Annotated in this window: 14 protein-coding genes; 2 read left to right on the top strand and 12 right to left on the bottom strand. The window is 71.7% G+C overall.

The window, feature by feature from the left end:
- Window positions 1-79: 79 nt before the first annotated feature.
- Genes ACWDAK_RS07145 through ACWDAK_RS07130 form a run of 4 tightly spaced genes read right to left on the bottom strand, consistent with a single transcriptional unit; the run spans window position 80 to window position 6,849 of the window.
- Window positions 80-1,222 (bottom strand): acyl-CoA dehydrogenase family protein, encoded by a 1,143-nt coding sequence (locus tag ACWDAK_RS07145; protein WP_427395308.1) that lies wholly within the window; start codon window positions 1,220-1,222, stop codon window positions 80-82.
- A gap of 4 nt (window positions 1,223-1,226) precedes the next feature.
- Window positions 1,227-1,976 (bottom strand): thioesterase II family protein, encoded by a 750-nt coding sequence (locus ACWDAK_RS07140; protein ID WP_427395307.1) that lies wholly within the window; start codon window positions 1,974-1,976, stop codon window positions 1,227-1,229.
- A 2-nt stretch (window positions 1,977-1,978) separates the two neighbouring features.
- Window positions 1,979-3,574 (bottom strand): GMC family oxidoreductase, encoded by a 1,596-nt coding sequence (locus tag ACWDAK_RS07135; protein WP_344637268.1) that lies wholly within the window; start codon window positions 3,572-3,574, stop codon window positions 1,979-1,981.
- Window positions 3,571-6,849 (bottom strand): non-ribosomal peptide synthetase, encoded by a 3,279-nt coding sequence (locus ACWDAK_RS07130; RefSeq protein ID WP_427395306.1) that lies wholly within the window; start codon window positions 6,847-6,849, stop codon window positions 3,571-3,573. Before ACWDAK_RS07130 ends, ACWDAK_RS07135 begins: the two co-directional genes overlap by 4 nt.
- Window positions 6,850-7,073: 224 nt before the next feature.
- Between ACWDAK_RS07130 and ACWDAK_RS07125 the strand changes: the two genes are divergently transcribed.
- A complete protein-coding gene (locus ACWDAK_RS07125; RefSeq protein WP_344637266.1) occupies window positions 7,074-7,649 on the top strand; it encodes a flavoprotein in 576 nt (191 codons plus the stop codon).
- Between the two features lie 70 nt (window positions 7,650-7,719).
- Here ACWDAK_RS07125 and ACWDAK_RS07120 read toward each other — a convergent pair whose 3' ends face one another.
- From ACWDAK_RS07120 to ACWDAK_RS07085, 8 genes are all read right to left on the bottom strand, one after another.
- Window positions 7,720-8,127, bottom strand: a complete 408-nt coding sequence (locus ACWDAK_RS07120; protein WP_344637265.1) for a RidA family protein — start codon at window positions 8,125-8,127, stop codon at window positions 7,720-7,722.
- An 88-nt stretch (window positions 8,128-8,215) separates the two neighbouring features.
- Entirely contained in the window at window positions 8,216-9,673 is a 1,458-nt protein-coding gene (locus tag ACWDAK_RS07115) for an NAD(P)/FAD-dependent oxidoreductase (protein ID WP_344637264.1), read from the bottom strand.
- 128 nt (window positions 9,674-9,801) lie between these two features.
- On the bottom strand, window positions 9,802-10,551 hold the full coding sequence (locus ACWDAK_RS07110; RefSeq protein WP_344637263.1) for a methyltransferase: 750 nt from the start codon (window positions 10,549-10,551) through the stop codon (window positions 9,802-9,804).
- A gap of 79 nt (window positions 10,552-10,630) precedes the next feature.
- Window positions 10,631-11,857 (bottom strand): MFS transporter, encoded by a 1,227-nt coding sequence (locus ACWDAK_RS07105; protein WP_427395305.1) that lies wholly within the window; start codon window positions 11,855-11,857, stop codon window positions 10,631-10,633.
- Between the two features lie 220 nt (window positions 11,858-12,077).
- Window positions 12,078-12,542, bottom strand: a complete 465-nt coding sequence (locus ACWDAK_RS07100) for a group II truncated hemoglobin (RefSeq protein WP_344637261.1) — start codon at window positions 12,540-12,542, stop codon at window positions 12,078-12,080.
- A 30-nt stretch (window positions 12,543-12,572) separates the two neighbouring features.
- A complete protein-coding gene (locus tag ACWDAK_RS07095) occupies window positions 12,573-13,400 on the bottom strand; it encodes an AfsR/SARP family transcriptional regulator (protein ID WP_344637260.1) in 828 nt (275 codons plus the stop codon).
- Window positions 13,401-13,877: 477 nt separating this feature from the next.
- Window positions 13,878-14,762 carry a class I SAM-dependent methyltransferase gene (locus ACWDAK_RS07090; protein WP_427395304.1) on the bottom strand — a complete coding sequence of 295 codons (885 nt, stop codon included), beginning with the start codon at window positions 14,760-14,762 and terminating at the stop codon, window positions 13,878-13,880.
- Window positions 14,763-14,835: 73 nt separating this feature from the next.
- The gene (locus ACWDAK_RS07085; protein ID WP_427395303.1) at window positions 14,836-15,573 is read right to left on the bottom strand and encodes a thioesterase II family protein; all 738 of its coding nucleotides are present in this window, start codon (window positions 15,571-15,573) and stop codon (window positions 14,836-14,838) included.
- 411 nt (window positions 15,574-15,984) lie between these two features.
- Here ACWDAK_RS07085 and ACWDAK_RS07080 point away from each other — a divergent pair, with 411 nt between their 5' ends.
- The gene (locus tag ACWDAK_RS07080; protein WP_344637257.1) at window positions 15,985-18,873 is read left to right on the top strand and encodes an ATP-binding protein; all 2,889 of its coding nucleotides are present in this window, start codon (window positions 15,985-15,987) and stop codon (window positions 18,871-18,873) included.
- Window positions 18,874-18,952 lie beyond the last annotated feature (79 nt).

Genomic DNA, 18,952 nt, shown 5'->3' with positions numbered 1-18,952 from the left:
ATCGCGCTGCCCCCGAACTCGCAACCACAGATGCCGTGTTGGCACCGCCCGCCGGAGTGCGACGGGCGGTGCCGTGACGTCAGAGACCGAGGGACCGGCCGATCAGCTCCTTCATCACCTCCGTCGTCCCGCCGTAGATCGTCTGCACCCGGCTGTTGGCCCACTCCCGGGAGATCGCGCTCTCCTTCAGGTAGCCGAAGCCGCCGTGGATCTGCAGGCACCGACCGGCGATGTCCACCTGCAACTCCGTGGTCCACCACTTCGCCTTCGCAGCGTCCGTCACGGACAGCCGCCCGGCGTTGAGTTGGGTGATGCAGTGGTCCAGGAAGACCTGGGCGATGGTCAGTTCGGTGTCCATCGTGGCGAGCTGGAAGCGGTTGTGCTGGAAGCCGCCGATGGTCTGGCCGAACACCTCCCGGGTCTTCGCGTACTCCAGCGTGTCCGTCAGCATCCGCTCGACCGCGCCCAGGGCCACGGTCGCGATGCTCAGCCGCTCCCGTGGCAGCCCGGCCATCAGATAGGCCAGCCCTGCGTTCTCCTTGCCGATCAGGTTCTCGGCCGGCACCCGGCAGTCGTCGAAGAACAGCTCGCAGGTGTCGCTGGCGTGCCAGCCGAGCTTCTCCATCCGGCGGCCGCGGGTGAAGCCCGGCGTGCCGCGCTCCACCACCAGCAGGCTGATCCCCTGGGCGCCGCGCTCGGGGGCGGTCTTGGCGGCGACCACGACGACATCGGCGTGCTCACCGTTGGTGATGAACGTCTTCTGCCCGTTGAGGACGTAGCCGTCCCCGTCGCGGAAGGCGGTGGTGCGGATGTCGGCGACGTTGGAGCCCGCGTCGGGCTCGCTCATCGCGATCGCCGCGATCAGCTCGCCCGAGCACAACCCCGGCAGCCACCGCCTGCGCTGCTCCTCGGTGGTCCGCTCGGCCAGGTAGCCGGCGATGACGTCGTTGTGCGCCACGAAGGTCGGCGCCGTCGCCCGGGCCCACATGATCTCCTGCGCGAACACCGCCGGGTAGCGGAAGTCGGGCTCGCCGCCCCCGCCGTACTCGGGGTCCACGCCGATGCCGAGCAGCCCGGCCTTCCCGGCCTTGCGCCACACCTCGCGGTCGGCGATGCCGTCCCGCTCCCACTGGGCGTGGTACGGCACCACCTCCCGGCTCAGGAACTCCCGGCACGCGTCCCGGAACTGCTCGTGCTCCGCCTCGTACCGCTTGCGGGCCATGCGGTCACCTCTCCCCTGGGTCGGTGTCGTCGGCGATGGTCGTCAGGGTTTCCTTGGGGTGCTGCACGGCCGCGAAGTGGCCGCCCTCGATCTCGACCCGGCGGGTCGGGGCCGAGCTGTGCGCGGACCACGGCCAGACCGTCTCCGGCGGGGCGTGCACGTCCTCCCGGGCGGCGATCAGGGTGAGCGGGAAGTCCACCCGCAGTCCGGCGGCCTCCTGCGCGAACTCGGTCCGCACGGCGTCGTCCTCGCGGAGCATCCGCAGCAGGATGCGGCTCATCGTCGGGTCGGCCAGCACCGCGGGCGGCGTGCCGCCGTCGGCGGCGGTCCGGGCGAGCAGTTCCTCGTCGGGCACTGAGGCGAGCAGCGCGCCGGGCCGCTGGAGCCGGGGCGGCACCGCCCCGGACAGCACGGCCCGGACGGGCGGCACACCCACCTGGCGGGCCACCGCGGCGGCCACCGCCAGGCTCATCGTCGCTCCGAAGCTGTGGCCGAAGGTCGCCCAGCGCAGGTCGGCCGTTCTCTCCCGTTCGGCCAGCAGGTCGGCCACCACGTGCTCGGCCATGGCCCGCACCAGGGCGTGGAAGCCGACGGCCCTGCGCTCCCGGCGGCGGGTCCCCCGGCCGGGCGCGTCCACGCCCCGGACCGACATGTGCGGCTCGCCCAGCGACTGCCAGCCCCGGTAGACCAGCGAGGTCGCCCCGGCGTGCGGGAAGCAGTAGAGCAGCGCCGGCGAGCTGGATTCAGGCCGCACAGTCACTCCTTCGTGTTCCGGGCCAGCTTCTCGGCCAGCATCAGGGTGGTCAGGTTGGTGGGCGCGCTGGGGATCGTCGGGAAGAGCGAGGCGTCGGCGATCCGCAGGTTCTCCGTGCCGTGCACCCGGCCGTCCTGGTCGGCGACCGTCCACGGGTCGGTCACCGGTCCCATCCGGCACGAACCGGCAGCGTGCCAGCCGGGGTTCATGATGTTGCGGACGCCGCTGCGCACCACCCCGTCGCTGGCGATCATGCGGTCGCTCCAGAACTGGGTGGCGGTCAGCCGGCTCGCCAGGCCGGGTGAGCGCAGCAGGCCCCAGGCCCGGCGCACGCCGTGGCAGAGCCGTTCCACGTCCTCGGGATCGGTGCCGAGACCCAGCTCGATGACGGGCGCGGCATACGGGTCGGCGTGGTCGAGGAAGACCCGGCCCCGGGAGCGCGGGCGCATCAGCATCACCGAGGCGCCCACGACCAGCGGCCAGCCGAGGCGGTCCACGAAGCCGGGGATGGTGTGGCTCTCCACGTTGTTGAGCAGCCCCACCTGGATGTCCACGTCGCCGTCGAAGCCGCTGCTCATCCGCGCCGCGACCTGCCGCCAGGGCAGGCCCGGCGTGCACACCCCGTCGGCGGGCTTCGACCAGATGACGACCGAGGGGTGGTCCACCAGGTCCCGGCCGACCCCGGGCAGGTCCACCACTGGGGTGATGCCGAGCACCCGGAGCAACGCTGCGTCGCCGACACCCGAGCGCTGGAGGATGACGGGCGTGCCGACCGCCCCGGCGCTGAGCACGACGTGCCTGGCCCGGATCGCGGTGAGCCGACCGTCCGTCTCGACCTCCACGCCGACGGCCCGGTGCTGCTCGAACAGCACCCGGACGACCCGGATCCCGGTGCGCAGCCGGAGGTTGGGCAGCTCGCGCGCGCCGGTGAGGAACGCGGTGGCGGCGTCCACGCGTTCGCCGTCCACCGCGTTGCCGGGGATCGGGCCGACCCCGGCCTCCTCCCCCGCGTTGAGGTCCGGCAGGTCGGCGACGCCCTGCCGGTTGCACTCCGCCCAGAACGCCGCGTCCAGTTCGTGCACCTCCTCGCGCGGGGTGCGGCGGACCGGCAGCGGGCCGCTGTCGCCGTGGAGGTGGCCGGGGAAGTCGGCGTCGTTCTCGACGTCCTTGTAGAACGGCAGCACCCGCTCCCACGACCAGTCCGGGTTGCCGTACGCCGCCCAGGCGGCGAAGTCGCGGGGCAGCCCGCGCAGGGCGATGGCGCCGTTGACTGCGGAGCCGCCGCCGACGACCTTGCCGAGCTGGTACGGGAAGCGTTCCCACAGGGCGCGGGCCGCCGCCGGCCCGCCGGCCCGCGCTCCGACCAGGTCCTCCAGGCGGCTGCTGGTGCGCAGGTTGGCCCGGTAGTCCCAGTTGTAGCCGGACAGCACCAGGCGGCCGGCGTCGGCCAGGGGGTGGGACCGGTCCCGGGGACGCGGCTGGTCGGCACCGGCCTCGAGCAGCAGGACGTTCCCGGAGCCCCGGGCGGCGAGCCGGGCGGCGGTGACGGCTCCGGCCGAGCCCGCTCCGACGATCACGTACTCCCACTCGTCAGTCACGCGGCCAACTCCTCGACGGAAGCGATCAGTTCGGCGAACGACTCGATCGACGCGTTCATGAACAACCCTTCGACCAGCTCCGTCTCCACGTCGGCCCCGATGCCGAACTCCGCGCGCAGCAGCGCGAGCAGGCCGACCGCGTGCAGGGAGTCGCCGCCGATGTCGAAGAAGCCCTCCTCCACGCCGAAGTCGCTGTGGCCGAGCTGTTGCGACCAGAGCGCGAACAGCCGCTCCTCCACCCGGCTGCGGGGCGCCGTCCGCCCGTCGCCGGCCTCGGCGTCGTCGTTCCACGGGGTGGGGAGCGCCTTGTGGTCGATCTTGCCGTTGCCCGTCAGGGGCAGCGTGTCCAGCGTCAGGAAGCGGCTGGGCATCATGTAGCCGGGCAGCAGGGACGCCAGCGCCTCCCGCAGCGCGGCCGGGTCCGGGTCCGCCCCGGCGTCGGGCACCACGTACGCGGCGATCTGCCGCTGTCCGGTCCGCGCGTGGGCGGGCGCGGTGACCAGCGCGGTGCGCACGCCAGGTTGGCGAACGAGCGCGGCCTCGATCTCGCCCAGCTCGACCCGGTAGCCGTTGATCTTCACCTGGAAGTCCTCGCGGCCCAGGATCTCGATGTCGCCGCCGGGCAGGTACCGGCCAAGGTCGCCGGTCCGGTAGATCCGCTCCCCCGTGACCGGGTGGACCAGGAAGCGCTCCGCGGTGCGCTCGGGATCGCCCAGGTAGCCCTGGGCCACGCCGATGCCGCCGATGTGGATCTCGCCGGTGACCCCGACGGGGGACGGCTCGAGCCACTGGTTGAACACGTGCATGGTCTGGTTGGCCAGCGGCTTGCCGTAGGGGATGCTCGACCACTCCGGCCGGACCGTCTCGATCGGGTGGTGGATCGACCAGATCGAGCCCTCCGTGGCACCACCCAGGCTGATCACCCGCATCGCGGGGAGCTTCTCCCGGATCCGGGTCGGCAGGTCCACCGGGATCCAGTCGCCGCTCAGCAGGGCCAGCCGCAGCCGGCACCCGCGTGGGGCGCCCCCGTCGCCGAGCGAGTCGATCCACATCCGCATCGGTGCGGGCACGCTGTTCCAGACGGTCACGCCGTAGCGGCTGATGAGCTGCGACCAGTGCGCGAGGTCGCTGCCGCGCACCGGGTCCGGTACGACCACGGTGCCGCCGGCGCCCAGGACGCCGAAGATGTCGTACACCGAGAGGTCGAAGCCGGTGGGGGCGAGCGCCATCACCCGGTCCTGCTCGTTGACGCCGAACCGCCGGTTGATGTCCTGCACGGTGTTGGCGGCACTCCGGTGGGTGATCATCACGCCCTTCGGTTCGCCCGTGGAGCCCGAGGTGAAGATCACGTACGCCAGGTCGTCAGGGCGCTGGCGGCGCTCGGGCGCCTCGGCGGAACACGCCAGGGTGGCCTCGTCCTGCGGGGTCACCACCGCCACGCCCGCCGGCCAGCGCAGCGCGTCGCGCAGGTCCGGCTCGGTCACCACGGCCCGCACCGCGCAGCGGGCCAGCAGCTTCAGCCGCCGCTCCTCGGGCAGCTCCGGGTCGATGGCCACGTACGCGGCACCGGTGTGCAGCACCCCGAGCAGCGCGGAGTACTGCGCGGCCCCCGGACGCATCGACACCGCTACGATCCCGCCCGGCCCGGCACCGGGGCCGGCCAGCAGCCGGTGTGCGATCCGGTGCGCGGCCTCGGTCAGCTGACGGTACGTGGTCTCCGCGCCGGGCGTGATCACCGCCGGCGCGTCGGGACTGCGCCGGGCCGCCTCGGCGACCAGCTCGTGCAGCAGTGCCGGCGGGATGTCCTCGGCGGTGGCGTTGGCCCGCTCCCGCTCACCGGCCTGCGCGGTGGGCAGCGGCACGATCCCGCGGGTGGCGCCCCACGCCGCTTCGTCGTCCACCAGCCGGTCCAGCAGCGTCACGTACGCGGCGACCATGTCCTCCAGCGTCCCCTCGGGGAACAGGCCCTCGACCGCGTTCCAGTTGACGCTGAGCCGGCCGTTCAGCTCCAGGATCTGGTTCTCCAGCCACACCTGCGGCGTCCGGCTGTGGTCGAACACCAGCTCGCCGAACGACTCCAGGGCCCCGGCCCGAGGGACGCCCTCGCCGCCGCCGAGCGTGCTGGAGAAGACCACCGGCATCGACGCCCGGCGGTCATCCCGGCGGCGGGCCAGGTCGCGCAGCACCCGGATGCCGCCGTACGCGGAGTGCGCCAGGTCCGCCACGAGCCGCTCCTGAAGGTTCTTCGCCCGCTGCTCGAACGTCTCCTCGGGCCGCCCGCCGACGGCGAGCAGGCCCGGCGCCAGGAAGTCGCCCATGATCTCCTCGACCTGCGGGTGCAGCCCGAGCCGGTGGAACTGGGTGACGGTCAGGGTGAACTCCTGCCGCCGCGACCAGGTCCGCAGCACCTCCGCGTACGCCGCGAGCAGCACGCCCGACGGCGTCAGCCCGTGCCGCGCGGCGGCCGCCTGAAGCGTCGCCCAGCGCCCGGGGTCGAGCACGGCCCGGTGCCGGACGAACCGCGGGGCGCCGAGCTGCTCGGGCGCCGCGGCCAGCGGCAGCTCGGGCGCGGGGGGCAGCGTGTCCAGGCGGTCCGCCCAGTACGCGGCGGCCTCCTGGCCCAGGTCGTCCTCGCGCAGCTCCTGCTGCGCCAGCACGTAGTCGCGGAACGACAGCTCCAGCGGCTCCGGCCGCCACGCCGGGTCGTCGTAGCACCGGCGCCACTCCTCCAGCAGCCGGAACAGACTGCGCATGTCGAGGAACAGCAGGTCCACCGCCAGGTGGAGCCGGATGCGGTCGCCGTCCAGCAGCGTGGCGCGGATGTCGACGAGCGGCGCCCGGTCCACCGGCAGCACCTGCTCCGTCAGTTCGGTTCGGATCCGCTCCAGTTCCGCCGTCTGGTCCCCGGCCGACCGATCGCGCAGGTCCGTGGTGCGGATGACGTACGGTTCCAACTCGTCCTCGGCGAGGATCCGCTGTGTCTGGTCGGTCCCGGCCACCGTGCGCAGCGCCTCGTGCCGGGCGACAACCTTCCGCAGGGCGCCGGTCAGCCGGTCGAGGTCAAGACCGGGACAGTCGAACTCGAGGTAGTACTGGCTGGGGATGCCACCCAGCTCCAGGCCCTTGTGCCGGCCGATCAGATACGCCTGCTGGATGTCGGTGAGCGGGAACGGCTCGTGAAGCCGATCCGGCTGCGGCTTGAGCTCCGGCAGTCGGTCCTCGTCCAGGCGACGCCGGCCGTCGCTGCCGCGCAGTTCCGCGAAGAGATCCTCCATCGACGTCCGCCCCTTTTCGTCAGATGCCCTGATGGGCCTTCGAATTGTTGTGCGCAAACGGAACGCTAGGCAGCGGCGGACCCCGTCTCAATACGGTTCGACCGAAGGGGCAACCGAAGTATTTGGTGCGCGCTGGACCGCCGCTGGACTCGTGGCGGACTCCCCCCGGTAGTCGGGTCATGCGCCATTGACCGGTGGTGGGACGGTAGCGGCATCATCGAGGAATGGCCACTCAGAACTCCCCGGCGGCAGCCGGGAAACGCATCCTCATCGGCGCCACCGGATCGATTGCGGTGACCCGGCTTCCGTCGTATATCGAGGCGATGCGCCGGCACATCGCGGGCAGCACGTTCACGGTTCTGCTGACGCACACCGCGAGCTCGTTCATTTCCCCGGAGAGTCTCGCGCTGTTCGCCGAGCGGGTGGTGAGCGGGGAATCCCCGGCGGACTGGCCGACCGACAAACCGTCCCGGCTCGCGGCTGACCACGACCTGCTCGCCGTGCTGCCGGCCACCGCCCACACCCTCGCCTCGGCGGCGGCCGGCGCCGCGCCCAATCGCCTGCTGACGGTGGCGCTGTCGGTGGACTACCCCGTCGTGTACTTCCCGGTGATGGGCGCCAGGATGTGGCACAAGCCGGCCGTCCAGCGGAACATCGCGCAGATCCGCGCGGACGGCGAGATCGTCAACGAGCCGGAGTGGCACGACGGTTACGACCCGTCCACGGGCCTCGCCAGCCACCATCCGGCCCTGCCCTCCCCGCACACGGTGGCCAAGGTGATCGGAGACCTCCTGGCCTGACCAACGCCAAGCGGCCCCCGGCCGGGAGCTAAGGGTTCCCGGCCGGGGGCCGCTCAGTGGCGTTCGCGCGTCAGGCCACGATGGCGGTGGCCTCGATCTCGATGAGGAAGTCGGGTTCGGCGAGGGTGGCCACGCCGACCAGGGTGGTGGGCTTGACGAGGTCGGCGCCGAGCCGGGCGGCGGCGCGCTCGACGCCCACCCCGATCTCGTCCCACTTGTCCAGCGACCAGTCCTTGACGTAGATGGTCAGGCGCAGGACGTCGTCGAAGGTGGCACCGGCCGCGGCCAGACCGGCGGCTATGTTGAGGTACACCTGCTCGGTCTGGGCGGCCAGGTCTCCCGTTCCAACCGGTTCACCGGCGGCGGTGCGTGGGGTCTGACCGCTGAGGAACACCACGCGGCTTCCGGTGCCGACGGCCAGCTGCCGCCATCCGTAGGGCGTGGGCAGCTCCGGCGGGTCGATCGTCTTGACAGGCATGCTCTGTCCTTTCTCGAAGGGGCCGTACGGGCAAGCGCGTTGTGCCTGCCTGCCCGTACGGTGACCGTGATGCGTTTGAAGGGAAGGCTCAGCTGTGCTCGCGGCAGGTGGCGTAGTACCTCCGCAGGAGCTTGACGAGTTCGGGGTCGAAGCGGGACGCGAAGAGCAGCTCGGCCGGCGGGGTGAACTCGGGGTCGAGCTCGTTCGCCCAGCTGAGGGTGGCCGGCCGCACGTCCATCTCGATCCAGTGGTGCCACTCGACCGGAATGGTCCAGTCCTGCTCGTAGCCGATGCCCATCTGGTGGTCGACGAGGACATCCACGATCTGCTCGCGCGTTCCGGTCCGGAGCGGCTGCCGCACCGGGGCGAACCGCGCGAGGTCGGCCTGGGGCTGCTCGCCGAGGATCCGGGCCGCGAAGTCCTGGGCCAGCAGCGGCGAGAGGTGCAGGCCGTCACGGTAGGTGCCGGTCATGATCCACAGGCCCTGCATGCCGCCCTCGCCGAGCAGCGGGAAGCCGTCCATCGACACGGGGCGGTTGCCGACCTGGACCTTGGCGACATCGCTGTTCCACAGGTTGCGGCGGACCTGGCGGTTGACGCACTGGAGGAGGAAGACCAGGTCGCGCATCTCGGGGGTGTCCCGCGGCTCCACGGAGATGACGTTGGTGGCGCCGACGTAGATGTGCCCGTCGCCGCGGGGGACGACGTGCAGTCCGCAGGCGAAGGAGCGGTTCGGGGTCCGGATGACGCTGTCCGGACTCGTCCCGTCCACGGTCCTGATGAGGGAGGAGACGCCGTACCCGCTGACCAGGCGGGGGACGCGGGGGCCGACGGGCAGGCTGTCGAGGAGTTCCTGGGTGCGCGCTCCGGCGGCCAGCACCACGTGGTCGGCGACGATCCGCTCCCCGGAGGCCAGGACGACTCCGGTCGCCCGCTCGCCCTGGTACTCGACGCGGGTGGCGAATTCGGTGACGAGGGTGGCGCCCGCCCGGACGGCCGCCGACTCGAGCCGTTCCAGCAGGGCCGCTGCGCTGACGGCGTGTTCCCCGGGTATGTGGAAGGCCTTCAGCGGGCGGGAGATCGGCTCGGCGTCCACCCAGTCGAGGTCGCGGGGCTCGACGTCCTCGAAGGGCTCCTGGTAGCGGGTGAGTTCGGCGCGGATGAGGTTGTAGTTGGCGTCGTCGATCTCGGCCGTGCCGATGGTGTTGAGGATGACGGTGGTGCCGTCGGCCGTCCTGACCGGGGCGCCCTCGGTCCGGTCCTCCAGCTCCGCCAGCCACTGCGGCCACAACTTGGTGGCCTGGATGCCGAGTTCCAGCTTGGCCCGGCCGTGCTCGCTGGCCAGCAGGGAGGTGGTGACCTCTCCGAAACAGCCGAGCATGGCACCGGCCGCCGCCGAGCCGGCCCAGGGGCGATGCGGCTGACCGAGCACGGCGACCCGCTGTCCTCGCCGGGCCAGGACCCAGGCCAGCGACAGCCCCAGGACTCCGTTTCCGGCGATGACCACATCGAAGCCGGTGCCGTCTGCCTTCCCGTTGGCGTTCATCAAACTCCAATCTTCCAAGGCGCTGTCGTGTCGCCCGGAATCGAATTGATAGTGAATTGAATTCCGTCGGAACTGGTGGATCGGTGAGCGTCCTGCAGGGATTTTCCCGGCCGGTGGCGAAGAATGGATCAGCGGCGCAGGAACTCGTACATGGTGAAGTCCATGTCGACGATGCCGCGCTCGTTGGTGTGGGCCTTTACCACCGGGGAGTCGCCGAAGTCCGCTGCCGGAAGTTCGACGGACTCGCTGCGGTACCGGCGGGCTTCGAATCCCGCGTCGGCGGCGGCCCGCAGCATTTTCTCGGGATTCCCCATCGCCTCGCTGGTGCCCAGGTACACCCGCCCCTCCGCCGAGAGACGGGGCGCCACGTCACGGAAGAACCTGCGCACCATCTCGTACCCGGGGTCGAAGACCGCCCGCTCGATCTGGCCGGCGTAGAGACGGTCCTCGGGCGCTTCGATGAACGGGGTGTTCCAGAAGACGACGTCGAGCACCTCTGCCGGGTCCAGTGCGTCGAACAGATCGCTGGTCAGTGCCGTCACCTGGCCGGCCACCCCGTGCCGGGCGGCGTTGCGACGGGTGTTCTCCACCGCAGCCGGGTTGATGTCCAGCGCCAGCACCCGCTCGCAGCCACGCTGCGCCGCGATCACCGCGGCGATGCCCGCGCCGCAGCCCATCTCCAGGAACCGGCTGCCCTTCTGGTAGGGCACCCAGGAGGCGAACAGGCCGGGGCCCGGGTCCGTGTAGGGCGGAAACACCTCGGGGAGCAGGTCCCAGTCCAGCCCGAGCAGCGAGAACGTCGTCTGCGTCGGACGGTCCGGGCTCTGGATCTGCGACACGACCCAGTTTCCGAGTTCGTAGCCGAGCTTGTTGTCCATGCGATCCTCCCTTGGGGGAGCCGCGGAGCAGTTCGGTCGACACGTGCTCCGCGGCTCTCGACGGTGGAATGCGAGCGGGTCAGTTGTCGCCGGGCTGGGGGTTCTCCGCCCGGCTGCGGGTCATCGCGCGGTCGATCAGGACGGCCGGGATGGTGAGGACCGCCAGGCCGGCGCCGAGCCAGGGGATGGCGGTCAGGCCGCCGCCGCCGACGAGGACGACGGCCGCGAGGACGGGGACGAGGCTGATGCCGAGCTGGAACATGGAGACGGCGGTGGCCCCCGCGAGGGTGGGCGCCCCCGCCGCGACGGTGAACACCCGCCCGTAGATGGCCGGGTTGAGCACGAACCCGGAGACGCCCAGGAGCAGGACCAGGGGGATGACGGCCACTGCGTACCGGCCGAGGAGTGCGAGCAGGACGGACGAGACCAGGATCCCGACCGCCCCGATCAGGAGCGCGTGGTGCGGGCGCCCGTCGGCGATCCGGCCACCGATGGACAGACCGATGAAGGCGCCGATTCCGAACAGGGTCAGGATCGCGGGTACCCACACGGAGTTCATGCTCGTGATGTCGGTGAGGAAGGCCGCGAGATAGTTGTACGACATCATGTAGGCCGCGGTGCTCAGCAGGGTCGCGGCGTACACCACCCACAGCTGCGGCTGCTTCATCGTGCGCAACTCCCGCTGCACGCTGGGCTCTTCGGCCGCCTTGGTCGAGGGCACGGCGACCAGGGTCGAGACCGTACCGACCGCAGTGAGACCGACCACGGCCCAGAACCCGCCCTGCCAGCTGGTGAAGTGGCTCAACAGCGCGCCGGCCGGGCCACCGGCCACCATGGCGACACTGAGTCCGCTGACCACCACGCCGGAGGCGCGGGCGGTGCGGTCGGGGGTGACGAGGCCGATCGCGGTGACCGCGGCGACCGCCCAGAACCCCGCGTAGGCCAGGCCGCACAGGAACCGGGTGACCAGCAACACCGTGAAGTTGTCGCTCACCAGGCCGACCGCCACACCTGCGGCGAAGAGGGCCTGCGAGGTCACCAGCGTGAGCTGCCGCGGCCAGCGCAGGGTCAGCACGGCCAGCGGCGGGCCGCCGATCACCACGCCGATCGCGAACGCCGAGATCAACGCTCCGGCGGAGGACAGCGAGATCCCCAGGTCGTCGGCGATGTCCGGCAGGACGCCGGCGAGCAGGAACTCGGCGCTGCCCATCGCGAACAAGCTGAACGCGAGCAGGTACACCCCCAGCGGCAGTCGGGCGGCTGCCCTGCCGGAATCCGCCTGCGGCTGTTCGGTCTGGACGCTCATCGGCGGCCACCTCCGGTCTGGTGCGCCGGCAGGGGAGTGGTCAAGCGCATGGGAGAGCTCCTTGTTCGAATGGTTGGGGCGTGCGGATCACGGCGGGTGCGCGGCGGCCTGCCGGATGGTGGGAGGGTGATCACCCCTGGTCCCCATGCTGGATCCAGGCGTGACGAACGGACAACATTTGTTGCCGATACCGGGACGCCGGGGCAGGCCGTCCGCCTGATCAGTCGTCACCGGGCTGAGCCTCCCCCCAGCCCCACTTCTTGATGGTCGTACGCCCCGTGGGACCCACGCCCGGCCGGGAGTTGGCCATGGCGCGGCGCGAGCCGAACTCGATGTAGCCGATGAACGCCGAGCGGAACTCCGCGTCGTCCGGCAGTCCCACCACGTCCATGGCCTCCCGCATCAGCTCCACCCACCGTGCCCGCTGCTCGGGCTTGATGGCCCGACCCCGGTGGCGGGAGACCATGTGGCGGTAACCGCCGTGGTGTTCGGTGTAGTGCTCCGGGCCGCCGAGCACCTCGCCGAGGAAGGTCGCGACGTGCTTGGGGTGGTCGTCGTCCATGCGGGCGAAGAGCGGGGCGAGCAACTCGTCCTTGCGGACGCGCGCATAGAACTCCTCCGTCAGCCGTTCCAGCGCCTCGGCGCCGCCGGCCCACTCGTACAGGGTGGGAACCCGATCCGTCACTGTGTCACCTTCCGTTCTGTTGGGGCAGGTTCATGCCGCGTAGAGGTCGAAGGTCGGCGTCGGCCTGCCGCCCTGCGCGACCATGTCCAGCCGTGGATCGACCGAGAGCATCGCCTGGTGCAGCCGCTGGAGCTGGGGCATGGGCTCAAGGCCCAGCTCCTCGACCAGTCGTCGGCGCAGTTGGCGGTACAGCCCCAGGGCCGAGGACCGCCGCCCCGAGCGATAGAACGCGACCATGGCCTGCGAGTGCAGTCGCTCGTTGGATGGGTGACGTACCGTCAGTTCGACGAGTTCGGCGAGGAGTTCGCTGTGCAGGCCGAGCCGCAACTCGGCGTCGATGCGGCGCTCCGTCGCGAGCAGCCGGCTCTCCTCCAGACGAGCCGCCTGGATCCGCAGCGCCGCTCCGGCCGGTACGTCCAGCAGCGCCGGCCCTTGCCACCGCGCCAGCGCCTGGCGCAGCCGACGTGCCGCCGCCTCGCTGTCACCGTCCGCGAAGGCGGCGTGGCCAGCCTGCGCCTCCCGCTGGAACGCGAACGCGTCGACGTCCTGCTCGCCGGCCCGGAGCAGGTAACCCCCGTGCCCGGTGGCCAGCAGCTCCCGGGCGCGGGCCGGGCCGTCCTGACCGCCGAGGGCGGCGGCCAGGGTGCGCCGCAGCCGCAGGACGTAAGTCTGGACGGTGGTGCGCGCGCTGCGCGGCGGCCGGGGGCCCCAGATCTCCTCGACCAGCGTCGTCACCGGCACGAGCTGCCCTGCGTGGAGGGCGAGGAGCGCCAGAATCTGCCGCTGCTTGCCCGCCGTCGGGACGACCGGAACTCCGCCGGTCTCGGCATGCAGCGGGCCGAGAACCTGAATCTTCACGCGCCCTCCGTCATCCATACGCTTCATCCGATTGCTCGTGGCGACGGCCACGGGAAGGAACCTAGGAGTGCGGGGGTGGGGGCCTCAATACGGTGCGACCGTAGGGCTGACCGAAGAATCGGCGCCGAATGCTTGGCGGGCATGCCGACGGGCACGTCCTCCGTGACAGGAAATGAGGACGTGCTGTTCGGAGCCGGCGTGCGGTAAAGCCGCAGGCATATTCCGCTCTCGACTTTTCGACGTTCTCGTTGATCGTCGTCCGGGTCGCTCGCGTGGGTGATGTGACGTCATCTGGCCGCTTCGGCCCGGCGGCAGCAGAGAAGCATCGGCGGTGCTTGTGTCGCCTCCGGGGAGGGACCCGCCGATGCTTCAATGAGGAAATCCGCGCCGTCCAGCAGGCCCGGGCCGCAGCCAGCGCAGCCTGATCACCCGAACCTGCCAGAACGTCGAAGGCCGGGTTCCACTACGGCGGTGCGGTCAGGCGCGAGCGCACCGGCGGGCGGTGTGCACGGTGAGCGCCGTGAGGTAGAAGGCGTCCGATCGCCACAGGATGCCGGTATCTGCCTCCTCATCCACGAGTTGCTCCACGGTCAGCCGATCGGCGCGGGTGAGCCGGTCGCCGATCTCGGCGAGCAGCCGGGTGAGCCGGGTGTGCAGATAGCGGCGCGCGGCCAGGCCCAGCGGGGCGGGGAGGTCGATCAGGAAGGTGCGGCTGCCGGTGGGGACGAGCCCGGACGCCGCCAGCAGGAGCGGCCAGTCCTCGACCACGGAGGTGGTACCGGACAGCCCGGCGCGACGGGCCGCGAAACGCTCTTCCAGCGCCGCGTCCAGGCGGGCCTGGAGGCCGGGCCGGCCCATGCCGATGTCGCGGGGCAGGAAGCGGAGCGGAAGACCGCGTTCGCAGACGGCGAGCAGCCCGCCGGGCCGCAGGGCGGACGCCAGGCTCCCCAGGGCCGCCTGCTGGTCACCCAGGTGGCGGCAGACGTTGCCGGTCCAGATCACCTCCGCCGGTCCCAACCGACCGAACTCCTCGGGACGTTCGGCCCGCAGCGTGGTGAGACGTCCGGCCAGCCCGCACTCCGCCGCCCGGACCCCGGCCCGGGCGAGGAGCGAGTGGGACCGGTCCACCGCGATGACGTCCGCCTGCGGGAAGGCGCGGGCCAGCTCACAGGAGGCCACGCCCGGCCCGCTGCCCACGTCCAACACGCGGCGCACTGCCGCCGTCACCCGCTCCTCGGGCCCCAGCAGGCCCCGCAGCCAGCGGGACGCCTCCGCCAGGCAGCCGGAGTGGAGTTCCGCCTCCAGTTCCGGCTCGACCCGGTGGGCGTCACCATCGAGGTCCTCGGTGTGATACGTGGTCATACGGTCACCTCCGACGCCCAGCATGTGGACGTCGCGCCTGCCGGACAATTCTTGTTGCCGTTTTGGGAACCGCTCAGTACGCCCGGGCGACTGTGCGGGGTGCGGTCTGCTGGTGCATCAGGTCCCAGCTGAACGTCTCCAGCAGCTCCGCTCGGGCGGTGAGCGGGACGTAGTGGCCGCCGGGGAAGGTCCGCACCCGCAGGGCGCGCCGGGTGCACCGGCGCCATCCGGCCAGGTCGGCGCGGGTGACGCTGCGGTCGTCCACCCCGCCCATGGCGGTGACCGGGCAGTGCAGGACATGGCGCGGATCGCGCTGGTACGCCGCCAGGACGGCGAGGTCCGCCCGGAGCGCGGGCAGCACCCGAACCGCCCGCCGGGGGTCCTGGGCACCCGGGGGTATCCGGCCGCGCTCGCCGAGCCTGCGCAGCAGCTCGGCGTCCGGCAGCCGGCCGATCGCCTGCTCCGGCGCCGGCCGGTGCGGCACACCGGCGCCGGACACGTACAGCCGCTCGGCCACCGCATCGTGCTCCCACTCCAGCCGGGCCGCGATCTCGTAGGCGAGGAGAGCGCCGAAGCCGTGCCCGTACAGCGCGAACGGCCGGTCGCGCATGCGGCACACGAACTGCGTGATCTCGGCCAGCAGCGGCTCCGGGCGCTCGTACGGGCGGGTCCGCGGGTGCCGACCTCGCCCCGGCAACTCCACCGGTGTGACGACCACCGCGGGCCCGAGCAGGTCGCTCCAGGGCAGGTACACGCCCGCCGAGACGCCCTCGAACGGGAGGCAGAACAGCCGCACGGAGTAGTCGCTCACCATCGGCCGCTCACCTGCCGTACCTCGGCGCAGCGCTCACTGATCGCAGACACGGGGTACCGATCCTTCCGTCAGATTTCCGCCAACAGTGGAAGTGAATATTCCGCGATGCGCCGCGACCGCTTTCCGTACCCGTCGCAGGTCACCGGCGCTGAGCCAGGCCGACCGTACCCGTGCGGTGCCCGTGGACATCAATACGGTCGCTCCGAAGCACTGACCGAAGGACCACCCTCGGGAACCGTCGGGCCGAATACGCTGTACGAACTCAACGGCCGGCGTGCTAACGTCAGTTCACATCTGTGTGTACACGCTATTTGTGTGGTCAGCGTTTCTCGGTCCGCAGGTCGACAGCCTCAGGCAATTTCCGCGTCACCCAGGTCGTTCACCGATTAGGCAGGAGGTGGAGGGGCCGTGCCCCTGGAGCTATTCGGCAGAAGCGAAGAATCCAAGATCATCACTGAGTTGCTCGACTCCGTGAGAGTCGGCGCGGGCGCGGTCGCGCTGGTGGAGGGAATCATCGGCACGGGCAAGACCTCATTCCTGCGCTGGGCCGGGGAGACCGCCCGGGAGCAGGGCATGATCGTGCTCTCGGCCACCGCGTCCCTGACCGAACAGCGGTTTCCCCTGGGGGTCGTGCACCAGCTCCTCGGGACGCTGCCCGAAGCGGCGGGCGATTGGCAGCGCGCCTTCTCGTTATGCGGTGCGTCCCGAGGTGACGACGAGCCGGCCGAACGCGTCTACCCGCTCCTCGCGGAGCTGTGCGCATGCCTGGGCAGGGCCGCGCAGCGCACCCCGATCCTGTTGACGGTCGACTGCGTCCAGCACGCCGACCGGCAGTCCCTGTTGTGGCTGGGCTTCCTGAGCCGCCGTCTGGAGAACCTCCCCGTCCTGCTGCTCGTCACCAAGCGCCGTGGCGAAGCGGCGACCGACCAGCACCTGCTGGTCGAGTTCATGGAGGGCATCCGCCCCGACCGCTACATCCATCTGCACGACCTCAACCCGAGCGCCGCCCTCGACCTCGCCGCCGAACTCTGCGGCCACGAACACCACTCCGTGGACACCCTGATCGCCGACAGCGGCGGCAACCCGTATCTGCTGACCGAGCAGATACGGACCGTGCCCGCGGCCCGCACCGCTCCTCCCCGCCCCATCGGGGCCCGACCGGCGGACCCGCCGGACGAACGGCTGCGCCTCCAGTCGGTCAAGGAACGCATCCTGTGCATGCTCCGGCGCCTGGACCCCAACGGCATCGAAGTCGCCCGGTGCGCCAGCATCCTGGGCACGGCGCTGGACGCCCCCCTCCTCGCCGACCTGTGCGGGGTGTCCACGGAGGACGCCTGCCGATGTCTCACCCGGCTCACCGAGTCCGGGCTGCTGTGTCCGCACGACCTGAAGTTCCGCCACCCCGTGCTGGCCGAGCTGCTCTACCAGGACATCCCCTGCGCCGAGCGCGCCGAACTCCACCGTCTCGCCGCCCGCTGCCTCAAACGACGCGGCGCCCCCTGCGAGGACATCGCCGGCCATCTGCTGCGCTCCCACCGCCTGGACGAGCCGTGGATGGCCCGGCTACTGCTGGACATCGCCCACGGCATGGTCGGCCTCGACCCGGCGGGCGCCCGCCACCTGATCGAGAAGGCCGTCCTGCACGGTGTGCCGACCGAGCTCGCCGCACGCGCCGAGGACCTGCGGATCCAGGCCCTCACCGGCCTGGACCTGCCTGCCTCCGCCCGTGCGCTGACCGGACACGTCGCCATCGCCTCCGGGTCCGCCGAGCGGACCCGCCAGGCGCTGCGGCTGTCCGACATCCTGCTCCGCCTCGACGAACCCGCCCGCGCTCGCCAAGTCCTGGAGGACGCCCAGCGGGAGATCGGTGGCCGGGACCCCTCCGCCGCCGCGCGACTGCACCGGGGGCTCACCCACGTACGGATCCACGAGGGCACCTACCAGCCCTGGGACGGGGACGAGGACCGGCTGGCGCGGGTGCTGCTGCTCCGTACCGCCGCCGGTGACTCCGCGCCCGCGGTACGGCGGATCGCCCACCGCATTCTGTCTGTGCCGCGCGCCCCGTACGGCTCGACCACCTGGTACCACGCGCTGCTCGCCCTGCTCTGGGCCGGCGACGTGGAGGAGGTCCAGCGGCACCTGGACACCGAGGTGCGACTGGCTCGTGCCGAGGGGACCGTGACCCGGATCGCCGAGGCCCTGGCCGTGCGCGGCCTGGTCCAGCTCCACCGCGGTCTGCTGACCGAGGCCGAGGAGGACGCCCGCCACGCCATGGACCTGCTCACCGGGATCGGCGCCGACCGGTACCACACCGGGGCACTCGCCCGCAGCGTCCTCATCGACGCAGCCCTGGAGAAGGACGATATCGCCGGAGCCGGCGCCCTCCTCGACGAGGCCCCGCCGCTCCCCGGCGACCAACCCGGCACCTGGTGGCGGCTCCACCTCCTGCACAGCGCCGGACGAGCTCTCGGACGGCTGGGCGAGACCCAGCGTGGCCTCGCCCTGATCGCCCACTGCGCGGCGGAGCTGAAGCGCCGGGGCGTCGTCAACCCGGCGATCCTGCCTTGGCGTTCGACCCTGGCCACGCTCCGGATGGCACTCGGCGACGTGGCCGACGCCCGCCGGATCGCCCAGGAGGAGGCCGACCTGGCCCGTCGCTGGAACGCCCCCTTCGCCCTGGCCCGGGCCCTGGTCACCCAGGCCGCCGTCGGCTCGGGACGCGAGCCGCTCCGGCTCGCCAGCCAGGCCGTGGAACTCCTCGAACCGGCCTCGATGCCACTGCAGTTCGCCCACGCCCTGTACACGGCGGGGTGCGCCCATTGCCAGAGCGGCAAGGTCGGGCGCGCCCGCGAACTACTTCACCGCGCCAACGAAGTCGGCATCTCGCTCGGCGCCGACGGCCTGGTGAAGGCGGTGCAGCGGGAACTGAGGGGCGCGGGCGGGCGGCCCGACCCGCGCAAGGACTCCACTCAATCGCTGCTGACCCCCACCGAACGGCAGGTCTCCGCACTCGCGTCACGCGGTATGAGCAACCGCAGCATCGCCCAGCAGCTGAAGGTGAGCCTGCGCAACGTCGAGTCCCATCTCACCCACTCCTACCGGAAGTTGCGCATCAGCGGCCGGCACGAGCTGGCGAGGTACTTCCCGTCCGAGGAGGAACCGCGCAGCGCTCCCGTCCTGCCTCACCGCGGCCGCACGGATGAGCCGCCGGCTCGCCACCCGGGTCTTCGCGTGGCCCGGCCCGCTCCGCAGCTCTACCGCGGCCAGGAACGCCGGGATTCGCATCCCGCGGCCTGAGGCCACCCCCGCCTTGCTGGTCCGTCATGGGCTCGGTGACGAAGCCCGGGTAGGAGGTCAGCGTGTACGGGGTACCGTC

It is taken from the genome of Kitasatospora sp. NPDC001175, assembly GCF_053598215.1.
The sequence above is the reverse complement of the archived record's forward strand: the minus strand, read 5'-3'. Positions and strand labels throughout refer to the sequence as shown.